This is a genomic window from Plantactinospora sp. KBS50 (assembly GCF_002285795.1).
Lineage (GTDB): Bacteria > Actinomycetota > Actinomycetes > Mycobacteriales > Micromonosporaceae > KBS50.
On sequence record NZ_CP022961.1, the window covers coordinates 3,428,374 to 3,443,568 of the forward strand.

Here is a 15,195-nt window from a genome sequence, read left to right on the forward strand (position 1 = left end):
GTCCGATCGGGTCGGAAAGGGACCGGAAAGCGTCGTACGGGAGTGCGAACGTGGTTGCGTGATCGAGGAGTTCCACCGGGTAGCGGGACTGGCCGCGACGTGCGCCGCGGCCCCCACGTGGTCACTGCCCGGCGCGGACCTGACAGCGGCGCTGGACGCGGTCGAGGTGGCCGCGCGCCGACTCGCGGTGACCAGACTCGCGCTGATCCGGGAGATCGACGGGCGGGATGTGGCCCGCGCGGAGGGTGCCTCGTCCACGACCGCCTGGCTGCGGGATCGGTTACGGATCTCCGGCACCGCGGCCCGTCGCCTGGTCACCGACGCCACATGGCTGGACGGGGATGATCCCCACACGGGCACCGGCCCCGCCGGTGGACTCCCGGCCGATGGCCCCGACGCCACCGCCACCGCCGCCGCGTCCGGCGTCACCACCATCGCCACCACCACGGCCGATGTGGCCGCCCGGTCCGCGGCCGATGTGGCCGCCCGGTCCGCGGCCGCTGCGGCGGTCGCCGGGGCCGGCGTCCACGGCCCGGTCCCACCCGACCCCACCCCAGGCGACGGCGCCGCAGACAGCGAGCCTGCCGCAGACAGCGGCGCCCCAGGCAGCGGCGCCCCAGGCAGCGGCGCCGCCGGTTGCAGCGCGGCCGGCTGCGGCCCCACCACCGCCGGACCGGTGCTACGAGCCGCACTGCGCACCGGCACCATCAGCCTCGAACAAGCCCGCACCATCGCCACCGCGGTGACCGCCACCCGCGCAGAAGCCGGCAACCAGGTCGCGGACAAAGCCCTCCACGCGCTGCTCGGCCACGCCCGCGAGCTGACACCCGAAGCACTACGACTGTGCGCCGACCGGATCCTCTGGCACATCGCACCCGAGGCAGCCGAAGAAGCCGACCGCAGAGCACTACACCGGGCCGATCAACACGCCCAACTCCGGCGCCACCTGGCCCTGTCCACCACCGCCGAAGGCTGGATACGACTACGCGGCACCCTCGACCCCGAAACCAGCGCCACCCTGATCACGGCCCTGGACCCGCTCACCCAACCCAACGGCCCCGGCGACAACCGCACCCCCGGCCAACGCCGACACGACGCCCTGACCGAAATACTCCAACTCGCCCTACGCACCGGCGACCTACCCCACAACGGCGGCGACGCGACCCAACTCGTCGTCACCACCAACCTCGACACAATCACCGGCCAACTCCACGCCGGCACCCTCGACACCGGCCACCGCCTCGCCCCCGAAGCCGTACGCCGACTCGCCTGCGACGCCACCGTGCTGCCCGCCGTCCTCGGCACCCAAAGCCAGATCCTCGACCTCGGCCGACAACGCCGTCTCATCACCGGACCACTACGCCGCGCCCTCATCCTGCGCGACAAAGGCTGCGCCTTCCCCGGCTGCGACCGCCCACCCCGCTGGTGCCACGCCCACCACATCCACCACTGGGCCGACGGCGGCACCACCACACTCCACAACGCCGTCCTACTCTGCCGCCACCACCACCGCGTCATCCACCACGGCGACTGGACCGTCCACCTCAACCCCGACGGCCACCCCGAATTCACCCCACCCACCTGGATCGACCCCCGCCGACTACCCCGACGCAACCACTACCACCTCCGCTGCTGAACCAACCATCCATGGACCAGACTGCGGTTGGCACGCCCGAGCGGCGGGCGGAGTCGGCGTCCATCCACGAAAGCAGGGAGCTGCCGCCGCGCAACCCAGCGACCGCCGGCATGGCCGACCCGCGCTGGTTGCGGGCCCCCACGGGAACCCGCCGAACGGGATCCGGGACCGCGCCGCGCCTGGACAAGGCGTAGGGCGGACGCCCCGCCGACCCCGGGGACGAACTACTCGGCGAGTTCACGGTGGGTCGACGCCGCCCGGTTTCATCCCGCAGTCGTCGCCACCCACACTGACAACTGGCGGCAGCGGGCCACCGGTGCCCTCGCCGGGGCCGGTCGGGTCCACCCCGCCGATCCCGCGAACGTCAGCCGGCTACTGCGCGCCGCCGCCTGCGCGCCGCGTCTGGTCCTCGCCGAGCGCTGGGGTGAACGGGCTCGGCTGCATGGCCGAGAACGCCCGGGACCAGATCGCCGCGTTCACCGTCCAGTGACCCGGCACCGCCCCGGCCCGGACGGTCCCTGGGCGGCCACACCCGACCCGGCACCCGCCGCCCGCCCCGCCGAACTCCACGGCCTGATCACCACGCACTGCTGAGCCCGCCGCCGAGGCGATCAGCCGATGCCTCCGGATCAGGCCGGGGTGGCTCAGCCCGCGAGCACCTTCTCGACCGCCGCCACGACCTCGGGCGACTCGGGGTCGACCGGTGGCGCGAAGCGGGCCGCGACCCGGCCCTCGGCGTCGACGAGGAACTTCTCGAAGTTCCACCGGACGTCCCCGGTGTGGCCGTCCGCGTCGGGCGCGTCGATCAACGCCGCGTACAACGGGTGCCGGCCGGAGCCGTTGACCTCCACCTTCTCCGTCAGCGGGAAGGTCACCCCGTAGGTCGCGCTGCAGAACTCGGCGATCTCCTCGGGGCTGCCCGGCTCCTGGCCGGCGAACTGGTTGCAGGGCACGCCCAGCACCGTCAGCCCCGGGTACCGCTGGGCGAGCCGCTCGAGCCCGGCGTACTGCGGGGTGAGGCCGCACCTGGAAGCGACGTTGACGATCAGGGTCGGCCGTCCGCGGTGCCGGCCGAGTTCGTCCGGCTCTCCGGCCAGGGATGCGATTCCGATGTCGTACAGGGACATGGTGGCCACCCTACGCCCGACGACGCCGACCCCCGCGAACAACCACGCCACCCCGACGGCGCCGACCCCGGCGAACAACCGCGCTGCCCCGACCAACAACCGCGCCGCCCCGACGAACAACCGCGCCACCCCGACGAACAACCGCGCCACCCCGACGGACGACCGTGCCGCCCCGACCAACAACCAGGCCGGCTCGTGGCGACAGGTCGTCGCGTCAGCCGGGTCCGTGCGAGGTGGCGGCCGCCACCACGAGCATGATCATCCGGTCGCGGTGGCGACGGGTGAGCAGCGCGAAGCAGGCCGCCAGCACCACCAGGTCCGACCGCGTGCCGGTGCACTCGACCCGCACCCGGCCGCCGAACAGGGCCGGCGCCCGGACCGTGATCCGGCCGTCCGGATGATCCAGCACACCGACGTACCGGGCGGGGGTGCGCCGGACCGTCCAGCGGGCCGGCACCGGCGCGGATCCGGGGAGTTGGGCCTCCCGCGGGGCCAACCGTACGCCCGGGGCGCCGCCCGGACCGGCCGTGACGTGGCGGCGGCGCCGGTCGCGGGTGTGGGCCAGCCAGCTACCCGCGGCGGTGGTCAACTCGGCCGAGGCCAGTCCCCGGCCGGCCCGCAGCCGGCCCGCCGCGGGTCCGGACGCATCCAGCAGTGTCCATTGTGTCCGGCCGGTCCGGCGCAGGATGAGTGTGTTCATGGCGGTCCTCCGTCCGTTTGCCCGGCGGGCTCACCGGTCGCGAGGGCAACCGTAGGTCCGCGGCGGGCCGGTCCTCATCGGGCCGGGGACGGATCCGCCGGCCCGGCCTGGTTCGCGGGTCGGAGCCCGGCATCCGTCCCGCGGCCGACGTCCCCCCGGCCGAGAGCACGCGGCCGACGTCCCACGGCCGAAGTCCCACGGCCGAGAGCACGCGGCCGACGTCCCACGGCCGAGAGCACGCAGCCGACGTCCCACGGCCCGGAACACGCGGCGACAACACGCCGCCGACCGACGGCACGTCGCCGGCGGCACGCGGCGGCGATCCGTCAGACCCGACGGACGACGTGCAGCAGGTACGCCCGTCGGTCCAACGGGTTGTGGTCCGACCTTGTCCGGGTGGGCGCGGCACCGCGTACCTGTCGGTGGTGGTCGAACGCGGCCTCCAGGGTGCCCTCGCCGCGGGTCAGCCCCGGCAGCCGGCGCTCCAGGTCGTGCACCCGGGCGGCCGGGACGACGCCGTGGATGGTGTACGTCCGGCCGTGCGGCTCGCTGCCGCGGGGCACCGCCTCCAGGGTGGACAGTGCCGCCAGCACCGGCCCGAGCAGGTCGGCCGGGATGTCCAGCCGGAACCGGTGCATCGGCTCGTACACCCGGGTCCCGGCCCGGCGCAACGCGGCCATCAGCACCAGCGGGGTGAGGTTGCGGAAGTCGCCGGCCGTGCTGGACATGCTCTTGTCGAAGACGCCGTGCGAGTGGCTCTGCCGGGCCCAGTAGCCGGACCGGATCAGGGTGACCCGGCAGTCGGTCACCGCCCAGCCGCACAGTCCCTGGCCGAGGGTCTCCCGCACGGTCTCCTCGATCGCCCGCAGGAAGGCCAGCGGCAGCGCACCCGGCTCGATACCCAACCGGAACTCGATACCGCTGTCCAGCGGCGCCGGCTCCACCCGCAGCCCGATCGTGCCCAGGAACGGATTGTCCTTTGCACCGATCACCTCCACGGCCGCGCCGGTGTGCACCGGCCGCTCGATGCAGATCGTGGTGGACTCCCGGAACGTCACGGCCAGGCCGTACCCGGCGGCCAGGGTGGCCTCGACGACCTCCTTCTGCACCTCGCCGTAGAGCGACACGGAGATCTCCTGCCGCACGTCGTCCTGGCGCAGGTTGATCAACGGATCCTGCTCGGCGAGCTGGCCGAGGGCGGCGTGCACCGCGGCCCGGTCGGCCGCCCGCACCGGCAGCACCACCGTCTCCAGCGACGGGGGCGCGAAGCGGTGACCGCCGGCCGCGCCACCGGCCGTGCCGTCGACCGCCGCACCGACCGCGTCGCCCACGGGGTCGCCGATGCGGATCCGGCTGAGCCCGCGTACCCGACCGATGCGGCCCGCGGGCAGGGCGTCGGTCCGGACGGTCGTGCCCCCGTCGAACAGCTCGATCCCGGTCACCCGGTCCGGCCGGTCGGCGGCGGCGCCCACCCGGTCACGCAGCCGCAGCGTCCCGGCGAACATCCGGACGTACGCGAGCTTCTCCCCCGCCGGCCCGCGCTCGACCTTGAACACGGTGCCGGCGGCCGGTCCCGCGGCGTCGCCGGCCGCCGCCGGCAGCAGTTCGGGGAGGGCGGCCAGCAGCGCGTCGACCCCGGCGCCGGTGATGGCCGAGCCGAACAGCACCGGGTGTACGGCGGCCCGCCGGCTCTGCGTCACCAGCGCGGCGCGCAGCCGGGCCGGGGTGACGCTCGCCGGGTCGCGGACGTACGCGGCGAGCAGCGCGTCGTCGCGGTCGGCGAGCACATCCAGCGTCCGGTCCCGCGGCCGCGCGGCCGCGGCCGGGTACGGCCGGTAGGCGGCCTCCCGGCGCCCGGCGGACACGACCGTGCCCAGCGGCACGACGGCCGGCGAGAGCTGCTCGGCCAGGCCGGCGAGCAGGTCGTCGGGGCGCGCGCCGGCCCGGTCGATCTTGTTGACGAACAGCAGGGTGGGTACGCCGAGCCGCCGCAGCGTCCGCATGAGCAGCCGGGTCTGCGCCTGTACGCCCTCGACGGCGGACACCACGAGCACGGCGCCGTCGAGGACGCCGAGCGCCCGTTCGACCTCGGCGATGAAGTCCGGGTGGCCGGGCGTGTCGATGAGGTTGACCGCCACGTCGCCGACCCGGAACGAGACGACCGCGGATCTGATGGTGATCCCGCGCTGCCGTTCCAGGGCGAGCGTGTCGGTGCGGGTGCTGCCGTCGTCCACGCTGCCGGGCGCATCGATCGCGCCGGCGGCGTACAGCAGCCGCTCCGTCAGGCTGGTCTTACCGGCGTCGACATGCGCCAGAATCCCGAGATTGAGGGTACGTGTCACGCGTGCGGTCCTTCAGGTAGCCGGCCGGTGCCTTCTGCTTGGACGGGCACGCTGCACGCATCTCGGAGTCCCCTTCGTCGGGTCGGTTCGGTCGAGTACACCAGCCACCGCCACCGGCGGCAATCCAATTCAACCGCCGGCGCGGCGGCGCTCAGCCGCGGACGGCCAGGTCCGGTACGGCCGGTTCCGCCGCGTCCGGACCGGGCCGGGCCGGACGCAGTTCGTCGAGCCGGACCAGCGCCACCCCGGCGACGATCAGCACCCCGCCGAGCAACTGTCCGGCGGTCGGCAGTTCGGCCAGCGCCAGCCAGGCGATCAGCACCGCGAACAGCACCTCGGTGAGTCCGACGAAGGAGGAGAGCCGGGCTCCGAGGGCGCGGGCCGCGCCGATGCCGGTGACGTAGGCGACCACGCTCGCGATCAGCGACAGCCCGACCACCGGGACGAGCCAGCCGAGCCGGTGTCCGCCCAGTTCGACGGTGCCGAAGGTGGCGTGCAGCGGCAGCACGCCGAGCAGGCCGACCCCGAGCAGCACGACGGTGCCGACCGCCATCCCGCCGCAGGCCAGCACGACCGGGGACAGGTCGCTGTCGGTCCGGGCGGACAGTACGAAGTAGCCGGCCAGCCCCACGGCGGCGCCCAGCCCCCAGAACACGCCCGCCGGGTGGATCCCGCCGCCGCCGGTGATGTTGAGCACCAGGGCGAGTCCGGCGATGGCGGCGATCGAGCCGGCGACGGTGAGCCGGCGCGGCGGCTGGCGGTGCACCAGCCACGTCCAGCCGACCACCAGGATGATGCCGAGATACTCCAGCAGCAGGGCCACGCCCACCGGGAGATACCGTACGGCGTTGAAGAAGCAGCCCTGGGCGGCGCCCACGGCGAGCAGCCCGAAGGCGCCGATGACGCCGGCGTGCCGGGGCAGGGTGCGCCACCTGCCGCGCAGGGACCAGGCGGCGGGTCCGGCCAGGATCAGGGCCGCCACCCCGACCCGGGTGGCCACCGCCGCGTCGGAGGACCAGCCGGCGTCGATGAGGGAGCGGGCGAAGGTGCCGGAGGTGGCGAACGCGGCGGCGGACAGCAGCGCCAGCCCGAGGCCGACACCGGCGAAACGTTGCTGCGGCATGGATCTCCTCGCACGTGTAATGACTGAAACCGCCGTATGCTAGTGACGCTAGACCGATGGAGTGACAGGGGTCAAGTTGCTTTTCACCCATGACACCGAGTGCACGCTGAGCGCCACCGCCGCGCTGGTGAACACCGCCGGCGGCGATACCGGAAGCGGAACCAGCGACACCGGGAACACCGAGGGACTGCCCGACGTCGCCGCACTCGACGCGTTCGTCACGGCGCACAACTGGACCGGACGGCACGAACGGACCGAGGCCGAGCTGCACGGGGTACGCGAGCTGCGGCCCCGGCTGCGCCGGATCTGGTACGCCGACGAGGACGGCGTGGTGGAGATCGTGAACGGGCTGCTGCGCGCGGCGGCGGCGCTCCCGCAGTTGATCAAGCACGACGACCAGCCGTACCACCTGCACGCCGTGCCGCGGGACGCGCCGCTGCCCACCCGGATGGCCGTGGAGGCCGCCATGGCGCTGGCGGACCTGATCCGCGCCGGCGAACTGGACCGGCTGCGCCGCTGCGCCTATCCCGGCTGCGCCAACGTGCTGGTCGACCTGTCCCGCAACCGCAGCCGGCGGTTCTGCGACGCCGGCTGCGGCAACCGGGCCGCGGTCAGCGCCTACCGGGCGCGCAAGGCCGCCGGCCGGAAGTCATAGACAGTTCCTAGCTTCCGCCTCGCCCGCTCCCAGGCGCCGCGACCAGGCTCGGACCCATGAGCAAGCGCTGGGTGCGAATCGTCGGGCTCCGGGGGCCGGCACCGCTGGGCCGGACCGGCCGCCGCGGGTGGCCGGCATGAGCGCGCCGACCGCCGCGCTGCGGGCGGCACGGACGGCGCGTACGCCCCCGCGACCACCGTCCTGGACGTGGTCATCCCGGTTCACAACGAGGAGACCGACCTCGAACCGTGCGTCCGGCGGCTGCACGACTACCTGGCCACCACCTTCCCGTACCCGTTCCGGATCACCATCGCGGACAACGCGAGCACCGACGCCACCCCGGCGGTGGCGCTCCGGCTCGCCGCCGAACTGCCGCGGGTCACCGCCGTACGGCTGGCGGAGAAGGGCCGGGGACGGGCGCTGCGGGAGGTGTGGTTCCGCTCCGAGGCCGCGGTCCTGGCGTACATGGACGTGGACCTGTCCACCGATCTCGCCGGCCTGCTCCCGCTGGTGGCCCCGCTGATCTCCGGGCACTCGGAGCTGGCCATCGGCACCCGGCTGGCCCGCGGTTCCCGGGTCGTGCGCGGGCCGAAACGGGAACTCATCTCCCGCGGCTACAACCTGCTGCTGCGCGGCGCCCTGGCGGTCCGCTTCTCCGACGCGCAATGCGGCTTCAAGGCCATCCGCCGGGACGTGGCCCGCCGGCTGCTGCCGCTGGTCCGGGACACCGGCTGGTTCTTCGACACCGAACTGCTGGTACTGGCGCAGCGGGCCGGGATGCGCATCCACGAGGTACCGGTGGACTGGGTGGACGACCCGGACAGCCGGGTGGACCTGCTCGACACCGCGCTGACCGACCTGCGCGGCATCGTCCGCCTGGTCCGGGCGCTCGCCGGCGGCGCGCTGCCGGTCGCGGAGCTGCGCCGGGACCTCGGCCGGGCGCCGCTGGCCCCGGGCGTGCCGGCCGGCCTGGGCCGGCAACTCGTCCGGTTCGTCACGGTCGGCGTCGCGTCCACCCTGGCGTACCTGCTGCTGTACGCGGCGCTGCGGACCGGCCTGGGTGCCCAGCCGGCGAACCTGCTGGCGCTGCTGGTGACGGCGATCGGCAACACGGCGCTGAACCGGCGGCTCACCTTCGGGGTACGCGGTGCCGCGGGCGCCGCGCGCCAGCACGCCCAGGGGCTGCTGATCTTCGCCCTCGGGCTCGTCCTGACCAGCGGCTCGCTCGCCGTGCTGGGCGCGCTGCTCCAGCAGCCGCCGCGGCTGGTGGAGCTGACCGTGCTGACCGTGGCCAACCTCACCGCCACGCTGCTGCGCTTCCTGCTGCTGCGCCGCTGGGTCTTCCGCACCGCCTGAGGGCGGTCGGCGGCCACCCGGCCGGAATGCGACCTCGGTCATATCCGGGGAATGTGCCAGGCCATTCGCATTAGGCTCGGTGCGCCGCCCGGCCGCGGGGGACGGCGGCACAGCGCAGGGGGGATTGCACCGATCATGTCCGTTACCACCTCCACCGGATCCGGCCTGCCCGAAACACCGGTTGCCGCCGGCAGCGCACATCCACGGCGCTGGGTGGCGCTGGCGGTCATCGCCGTCGCCCAGCTGATGGTCGTTCTCGACGCCACGATCGTGAACATCGCGCTGCCCCAGGCCCAGGCCAGCCTCGGCATCTCCGACGCCGACCGGCAGTGGGTGGTCACGGCGTACACGCTGGCCTTCGGCGGTCTGCTGCTGCTCGGCGGCCGGATCGCCGACTACTGGGGGCGCAAGCGCACGTTCCTCGTCGGCATCGTCGGCTTCGCCCTGGCCTCCGCGGTCGGTGGCGTGGCGCAGAGCGGCGAGCTGCTGTTCGCCGCCCGCGCCCTGCAGGGCGCCTTCGGCGCGCTGCTGGCCCCCGCCTCGCTGGCGCTGCTCACCGTCCTCTTCACCGAGGCGCACGAGCGGGCCAAGGCGTTCGCGGTGTACGGCGCCATCGCCGGCGGCGGTTCGGCGGTCGGGCTGGTGCTCGGCGGCGTCCTCACCGAGTACGCCAACTGGCGCTGGTGCCTGCTGGTGAACGTGCCGGTCGCGCTGGTCGCGCTGGTCGCCGCGCTGCCGCTGGTGCCGGAGAGCCGGGCGCACGGCAACACCCGGTACGACGTACCCGGCGCGCTGGTGATCACGGCCGGCCTGGTCACCCTGGTGTACGGCTTCACGAAGGCGGCCGAGGACGGCTGGGGCGCCACCGCGACCATCGCGCTGATCGCCGCGGGGGTGGTGCTGATCGCCGCGTTCGTGCTCATCGAGCTGCGGTCCAGCCATCCGCTGCTGCCGCTGCGGATCGTGCTGGACCGCAACCGGGGCGGCGCGTTCCTGGCCTCGATGCTCATCGGCGCCGGCCTGTTCGGGGCGTTCCTGTTCCTCACCTTCTACTTCCAGGTGGTGCTGCGGTACAGCCCGGTCAAGGCCGGCCTGGCGTCGCTGCCGGTGACCGCCGGCGTACTCATCGCCGCCACCCTGGCCAGCCAGCTCATGCCGCGACTGGGCGCCAAGCCGCTGATGCTCACCGGCGCCGCCCTGGCCGCGTCCGGCATGCTGCTGCTCACCCGGATCGGCGTGGACACCTCGTTCCCGGCGCACCTGCTGCCCGCCCAGGTCGTCCTCGGGCTGGGCCTGGGTTTCACCTTCGTCCCGCTGTCCAGCCTCGCCCTGGTGGGCGTGCCGGAACACGACGCCGGTGCGGCCAGCGCGGCGCTGAACGCCACCCAGCAGGTCGGCGGCTCGCTGGGCACCGCCCTGCTGAACACCATGTACACCAGCGCGGTGACCGCGTACCTCGCCAGCCACCTGCCGCCGGACCCGGTCACCCAGGTGCGGGGACTGGTGCACGGCTACACCGTGGCGTTCGCCTGGGGGGCCGGGCTCATCCTGCTGTCCGGGGTGGCCACCGCGGTCCTGATCACGGTCCGCCGGCGGGATATTCCGACCGGAAACGCCATCCACGTGGGATGATCGGTCGCCGTCGCGGCGGCGTCGGGTACGGGAGGTGCGGTGGCCAGGGAGACCGGACGCAAGGCCGTCGCCTCGAACCGCAAGGCCCGCCACGAGTACACGATCCTCAAGACGTACGAGGCCGGGCTCGTGCTGGTCGGCACCGAGGTCAAGTCGCTGCGCGCCGGCTACGTGTCGCTGGTCGACGCGTTCGCCCAGGAGCGGGACGGCGAGATCATGCTGTACGGGCTGCACATCGCCGAGTACGGCTTCGGTAGCTGGACCAACCATCAGCCGCGGCGGACCCGCAAGCTGCTGCTGCGCCGGGTGGAGATCGACCGGATCCTGGAGAAGCTGCGGGAGCCGGGGCTGACCCTGGTCCCGCTGTCCATCTACTTCTCCGACGGCTGGGCCAAGGTCGAACTGGGGCTGGCCCGCGGCCGGCGGACCTACGACAAGCGGCAGGCCATCGCCGAGCGCGACGCGAACCGGGAGATCGCCCGCGAGCTGGGTCGACGGCTCAAGGGCCGGCCCGGGTCGACCCGCCGGACCTCCCGGGCCTGAGCCCGTCCCCGCGCCCCGTCCTCGCGCCCCGTCACGCCGCGATGCCCTCGACCGGCTCAGCCGGACGGGCAGGCCGCCACCGCGTCGGGGCGCAACGACCAGCCCGGCGGCGGCGCCGGCAGCGGGCCGCCCGGGTACGCCGACCGGCCACCCGCGGCGCCCGCCGCCGGGTCCGCGCCGCCAGCGGGAGAACCCGCGGCGGCGGCCGGGGGGCCCGCGGGCGAGTCCGGTCCGGCCAGCCAGGCTGCCCAACTCGGCGCCGGCAGCCCGGCCGGACCGGACCGCCGGGCCAGCCGCCGGACGAACCCGAGCGTGCCGGCCAGCCCGTGCGCCCAGGAGGCGCCGTGACCGTCGGCGTCGTCGCCGAACCGGGGCCGTCGGGCCGAACCACCGGCGCGCAGCAGCAGATGCCGGCCGGCCGTGGCCGCGGCGTCCCAACCCGGCCCGCCGCCGTCGGTCAGGGCCAGGTCCACCAGCAGGTTGCCGACCCCCGCGCTGCCGCAGCACTGTCCGGGTACGCCGATCCGGGGCAGCAGCGTCACGCACTGCTCGCCCAACCGGCCGGCCAACGCGCTCAGCGCCGGATCGGCCAGCACGCTCCCGCCGTACAGCAGGACCTGGGCCATCCCGGCGAGGCCCTGGCACCAGGAGACGGCCAGCGACGCCGCCCGCGGGCCGCCGGCGCGCTGGACCAGCGACTCGGCCCGGCCGGCCAGCAGGGCGACCCGGTCGGCCGCGGCGGCCCGGTGCGCCGGCTCGCCGGTGACCTCGGCGAGGCACAGCAGCAGTTCGGCCGTACCGGCCAGGCCGCGCGCGCGACCCGCGGACGGTTCGACGGCCGCGGCCTCGGGCAGCCGGTCCGCGGCGGTCCGGCCGGCCGGCGCCGGACCGGCCAGGATCGATTCGGCGCACCGCCGGGCCACCGCCAGGTGCGCCCGATCGCCCGTACTCCGGTGCAGCAGCAGGTGGCCCAGACCGACCCCGGCCGCGCCGGCCATCAGGTCGTCGCCCGCGGGCAACCAGCCGGCGCCCGGGACGACCGGTTCCGGGTGGTCCGGGCCGGCGAAGCCGCGGTCGCGCGCCAACTGGAGGAAGACGTCCACCCCGGTACGCCCGGCGAGCAGCCCCGGCGGCGGATTGCGCCGGGTCACCGCGCGGACCGTGTGGTGCAGCAACGCCCGCAGCGCGTCCGGCACGCCGGGCCGGTCGGCGTGCTGCAACAGTTCGAGACCGACGCCCGCCGTCCCCCGGTAGATGCCGATGTCGGCGCCGGCCGGTTCCGCCAGCAGCCGGCCGGTGGCCACCAGCAGGTCCGCCACCAGGTGATCCGTGATCTCCGCGGCCAGTTCCGGGCCGAGGTCCGGCGGCTCGGGCCGGCTCCGCGGGCCGCTGCGCCGCCGCGGCTCGGCCCCCGGCCCGGCGCCGGTGCCGGTGCCGTTGCGGAGGCCGCCGCCGGTGCCCGTGCCAGTGCCGGTGCCGCCGCCGGTACCCGTGCCGGTGCCGCCGCCGGTGCCCGTGCCCGTGCCCGTGCCGGTGCCGGTGCCGGTGCCGGTGCCGGTGCCCGTGTCCGTGCCGGCGCTGGTGCCCGTGCCGGCGCTGGTGCCCGTGCCGGCGCTGGTGCCGTGGCCGTGGCCGTGCGTGCCGTCGCCGGCCAGCCGGGCCGCGGCGGTCCGCATGGTGTCGTCGTCCCCGCTGACCAGGTCGGCGATCGCCGCGAACACCCCGGTGGGCCGGCCACCGCAGCGGGACCGGATGGTCTGCAACGCACGCCGGCGGGGCAGTTCCAGGTCGTCGTCCACGGTCACCGGGTGCAGCCCGTCGGCCGCGAACATCAGCACCATGCCGAGCGCGTGCAGGTCGTCGGTGTCCCGCGGCGGCTCGTGCCGGCGCTGCCGCGCCGGGGCGTACCCGGCGGTGCCGCCCGGCACGTACGCGCCCGCGTAGGCGGCCAGGCCGAAATCGATGAGCGCCGCCCGGTCGCCGTCGATGACCACGTTGCGGGAGGTGAGATCGCGGGCCACCACCCCGCGGCGGTGCAACTCCAGGACGCCGCGGGCCAGCCGGGCGGCGAGCCCGTCGAGGGTACGGCCGCCGCCGGGCGCCGCACCGGCCGGCAGGTACCGGCCGTGGTGCGCGACGTCGTCGACCAGGTTGTACGGTCCCACGTCGGTGGTCACCAGGAACTCGTCGTCGCCGTGCCGGAAGTGGTCCAGAAACCGCGGCACGTCGGGCATCCCGGTCAACGCCTGGAGCACCCGCCGCTCGTTGCGCAAGCGCAGACGGACGTCGCCGGCCTCCTCGTGCTCGTCGACGTGCGCCCGCGCCTGCTTCACCACCACCGTGCCGCCGTCGCGCTCGTCGATCGCCCGGTACACGTTGCCGCGCCCCGACTCGTAGATCCCGGCCACCACCCGGTAGTAGCCGCCCAGCACCGCCAGCCGGTCCACCGCGTGCAGGTCCACCCGCTCCCCGGTGAACGGGTCGATCGGGCAGGCCGGCGGTGCGCAGCGCACCCCCGCGAGTCCGGCCGGCCGCTCCAGCAGCCCGCCGGTCAGCGCCGTACCGATCAGTCCGGGGCCGGTCAGCCCCGTACCGGCGGGTCCCGGGCCGACCAGGCCCGCGCCGGCCGCCTGGCCGCCGTCCGGGCCGGCGCCGAGCATTCCGCCCGAGCCGAGCCCGGCATGCACGCCCGGGCCGCCGATCGGGCCGTACCAGTAGTAGACCGGCGCCGCCGGATCGACCCGCCGCTCGCCCAGCACCCGCGGCGCCGGCTCCCCGCGCAGCAACTCGGCGAGGGACCAGCCCAGTTCCCGCACCCGGTCCGGTTCCGGGTAGATGGTGACCGCCTTGCCCACCGCCGCAGGCACGCTGTACCCGTCGTTCAAGCGGGCCAGCACCCGGGCCGAACGGGCCAACCGGACCGGGCAGCCCTGCGCCAGCAGCAGCGGCAACAACCGCTCCACCAGCGCGGGAAAGGCCACCGACCGGCACGAGACGTGCAGCTTCCAGCCGTACTCCGGAAGCACGACCGCGCCACCTGGCACCAGCGTCAGCCAGGTGGCGTCGCACCGCAGCAGGTAGCCCGGCCCCCCGTACATCGCGACGGCGCGGGCGACCCGATCCTTCAACTCGGCGCTCTCCATCCCGAACGCTCCCGACCGACGGCTCTAGCGGCCGGTGGCGTACAGCGACGGGTCGGTCGCCGCGGGCCGGGGAAGGCAGTCGGCGCACCGCAGGCGAGCCCGTTCGAGCTGGGGGCCGTCGTCGAACGCGACAACGGGCTCCAGCGCTTCCGGACCGGCGTCCCTGGGTTCCAGACCGAGCGGTGCGGTCACAATGGGTCCTCTCCGGCCGGACCGGCCTGATCCCAGGAGGTCTTGTGGATCTCCGCGGACCGACGCGGAGTCCGGACGGTGATCCGGCGAGGCGGCGGTCCGACCGGATACCGGTGTCGTATCCGGGTGGACCGCCAACGCCGCCGGGCGTCGCCCGGGCCCGCCGTGGCCCGCTTGTAGATCCACGAGACACCCCCTAGACCGTGGATCCCGTAGGCTCCCGTACGCTACCGAACACGTCCAGTTATCTCAATGTGCCGCTGTGTGGGTCGGAACGGTCATCGGCCGAGGAACCGGTTACGGAGATCCACTGGTCGCGGCCTTCCCGGGCCAGGAAGTTTGCCGAGGTCGCGCCGGGCGCCACCGCCAGCGCAGCCGCCACGTGCCCGTCCGCCGCGCGGCCGCCGCGGCACGATGGACCGTACGCGCCGGTAGACACGGACCGTCCGGGTAGGAGCCGTCCGGCCCGGACCGCCACGCACAGATGACACCCCTCGGCGCATCGCCGACACGTCCCGTTACACGCTTCGTCGCGGGCGTACGGGGTCGGCCGTGCCGCCGTCCGCGGTCGAGCGGGACAGACCCGGCGAACCCGACACTCCTCCCGGGTCGCCCGTCCGGCGCCGGCCGACCCGCGTCCGGGGTCCGACCCCTCGACACCGGAGCGCCCCCAGTGGACAATGGCGGGCACACCCCCCGGAGCACCCCACCGGAAAGCGTGTGATCTTGCGCGGCAAAGTGAACGG

The 15,195-nt window shown here is 74.8% G+C and carries 11 protein-coding genes; 5 read left to right on the forward strand and 6 right to left on the reverse strand.

Annotated elements, in window-relative coordinates:
* The first annotated feature begins 58 nt into the window (after window positions 1-58).
* A complete protein-coding gene (locus CIK06_RS15295; protein WP_157756769.1) occupies window positions 59-1,636 on the forward strand; it encodes an HNH endonuclease signature motif containing protein in 1,578 nt (525 codons plus the stop codon).
* Between the two features lie 644 nt (window positions 1,637-2,280).
* Here the strand turns inward: CIK06_RS15295 and CIK06_RS15305 are convergent.
* From CIK06_RS15305 to CIK06_RS15320, 4 genes are all read right to left on the reverse strand, one after another.
* A complete protein-coding gene (locus tag CIK06_RS15305) occupies window positions 2,281-2,763 on the reverse strand; it encodes a glutathione peroxidase (RefSeq protein ID WP_095567863.1) in 483 nt (160 codons plus the stop codon).
* Window positions 2,764-2,977: 214 nt separating this feature from the next.
* Window positions 2,978-3,463, reverse strand: coding sequence for a hypothetical protein (locus tag CIK06_RS15310; protein WP_095565393.1), 486 nt, complete (start codon window positions 3,461-3,463; stop codon window positions 2,978-2,980).
* A gap of 326 nt (window positions 3,464-3,789) precedes the next feature.
* Entirely contained in the window at window positions 3,790-5,805 is a 2,016-nt protein-coding gene (locus CIK06_RS15315) for a translation factor GTPase family protein (RefSeq protein ID WP_095565394.1), read from the reverse strand.
* A gap of 151 nt (window positions 5,806-5,956) precedes the next feature.
* Window positions 5,957-6,928, reverse strand: coding sequence for a DMT family transporter (locus tag CIK06_RS15320; RefSeq protein ID WP_095565395.1), 972 nt, complete (start codon window positions 6,926-6,928; stop codon window positions 5,957-5,959).
* Between the two features lie 76 nt (window positions 6,929-7,004).
* Here CIK06_RS15320 and CIK06_RS15325 point away from each other — a divergent pair, with 76 nt between their 5' ends.
* The 4 genes from CIK06_RS15325 (at window position 7,005) to smpB (ending at window position 11,114) form a co-directional block, all read left to right on the forward strand.
* Window positions 7,005-7,583, forward strand: a complete 579-nt coding sequence (locus CIK06_RS15325) for a CGNR zinc finger domain-containing protein (RefSeq protein ID WP_095567864.1) — start codon at window positions 7,005-7,007, stop codon at window positions 7,581-7,583.
* A gap of 201 nt (window positions 7,584-7,784) precedes the next feature.
* A complete protein-coding gene (locus CIK06_RS15330; RefSeq protein ID WP_095565396.1) occupies window positions 7,785-8,939 on the forward strand; it encodes a glycosyltransferase in 1,155 nt (384 codons plus the stop codon).
* A gap of 135 nt (window positions 8,940-9,074) precedes the next feature.
* Window positions 9,075-10,571, forward strand: a complete 1,497-nt coding sequence (locus CIK06_RS15335; RefSeq protein WP_095565397.1) for an MFS transporter — start codon at window positions 9,075-9,077, stop codon at window positions 10,569-10,571.
* Between the two features lie 39 nt (window positions 10,572-10,610).
* Window positions 10,611-11,114, forward strand: coding sequence for an SsrA-binding protein SmpB (gene smpB, locus CIK06_RS15340; RefSeq protein ID WP_095565398.1), 504 nt, complete (start codon window positions 10,611-10,613; stop codon window positions 11,112-11,114).
* A 56-nt stretch (window positions 11,115-11,170) separates the two neighbouring features.
* Here smpB and CIK06_RS15345 read toward each other — a convergent pair whose 3' ends face one another.
* Entirely contained in the window at window positions 11,171-14,257 is a 3,087-nt protein-coding gene (locus CIK06_RS15345; RefSeq protein WP_095565399.1) for a lanthionine synthetase LanC family protein, read from the reverse strand.
* Window positions 14,258-14,281: 24 nt separating this feature from the next.
* Window positions 14,282-14,449 (reverse strand): hypothetical protein, encoded by a 168-nt coding sequence (locus CIK06_RS29425; RefSeq protein WP_157756770.1) that lies wholly within the window; start codon window positions 14,447-14,449, stop codon window positions 14,282-14,284.
* Between the last annotated feature and the right edge of the window lie 746 nt (window positions 14,450-15,195).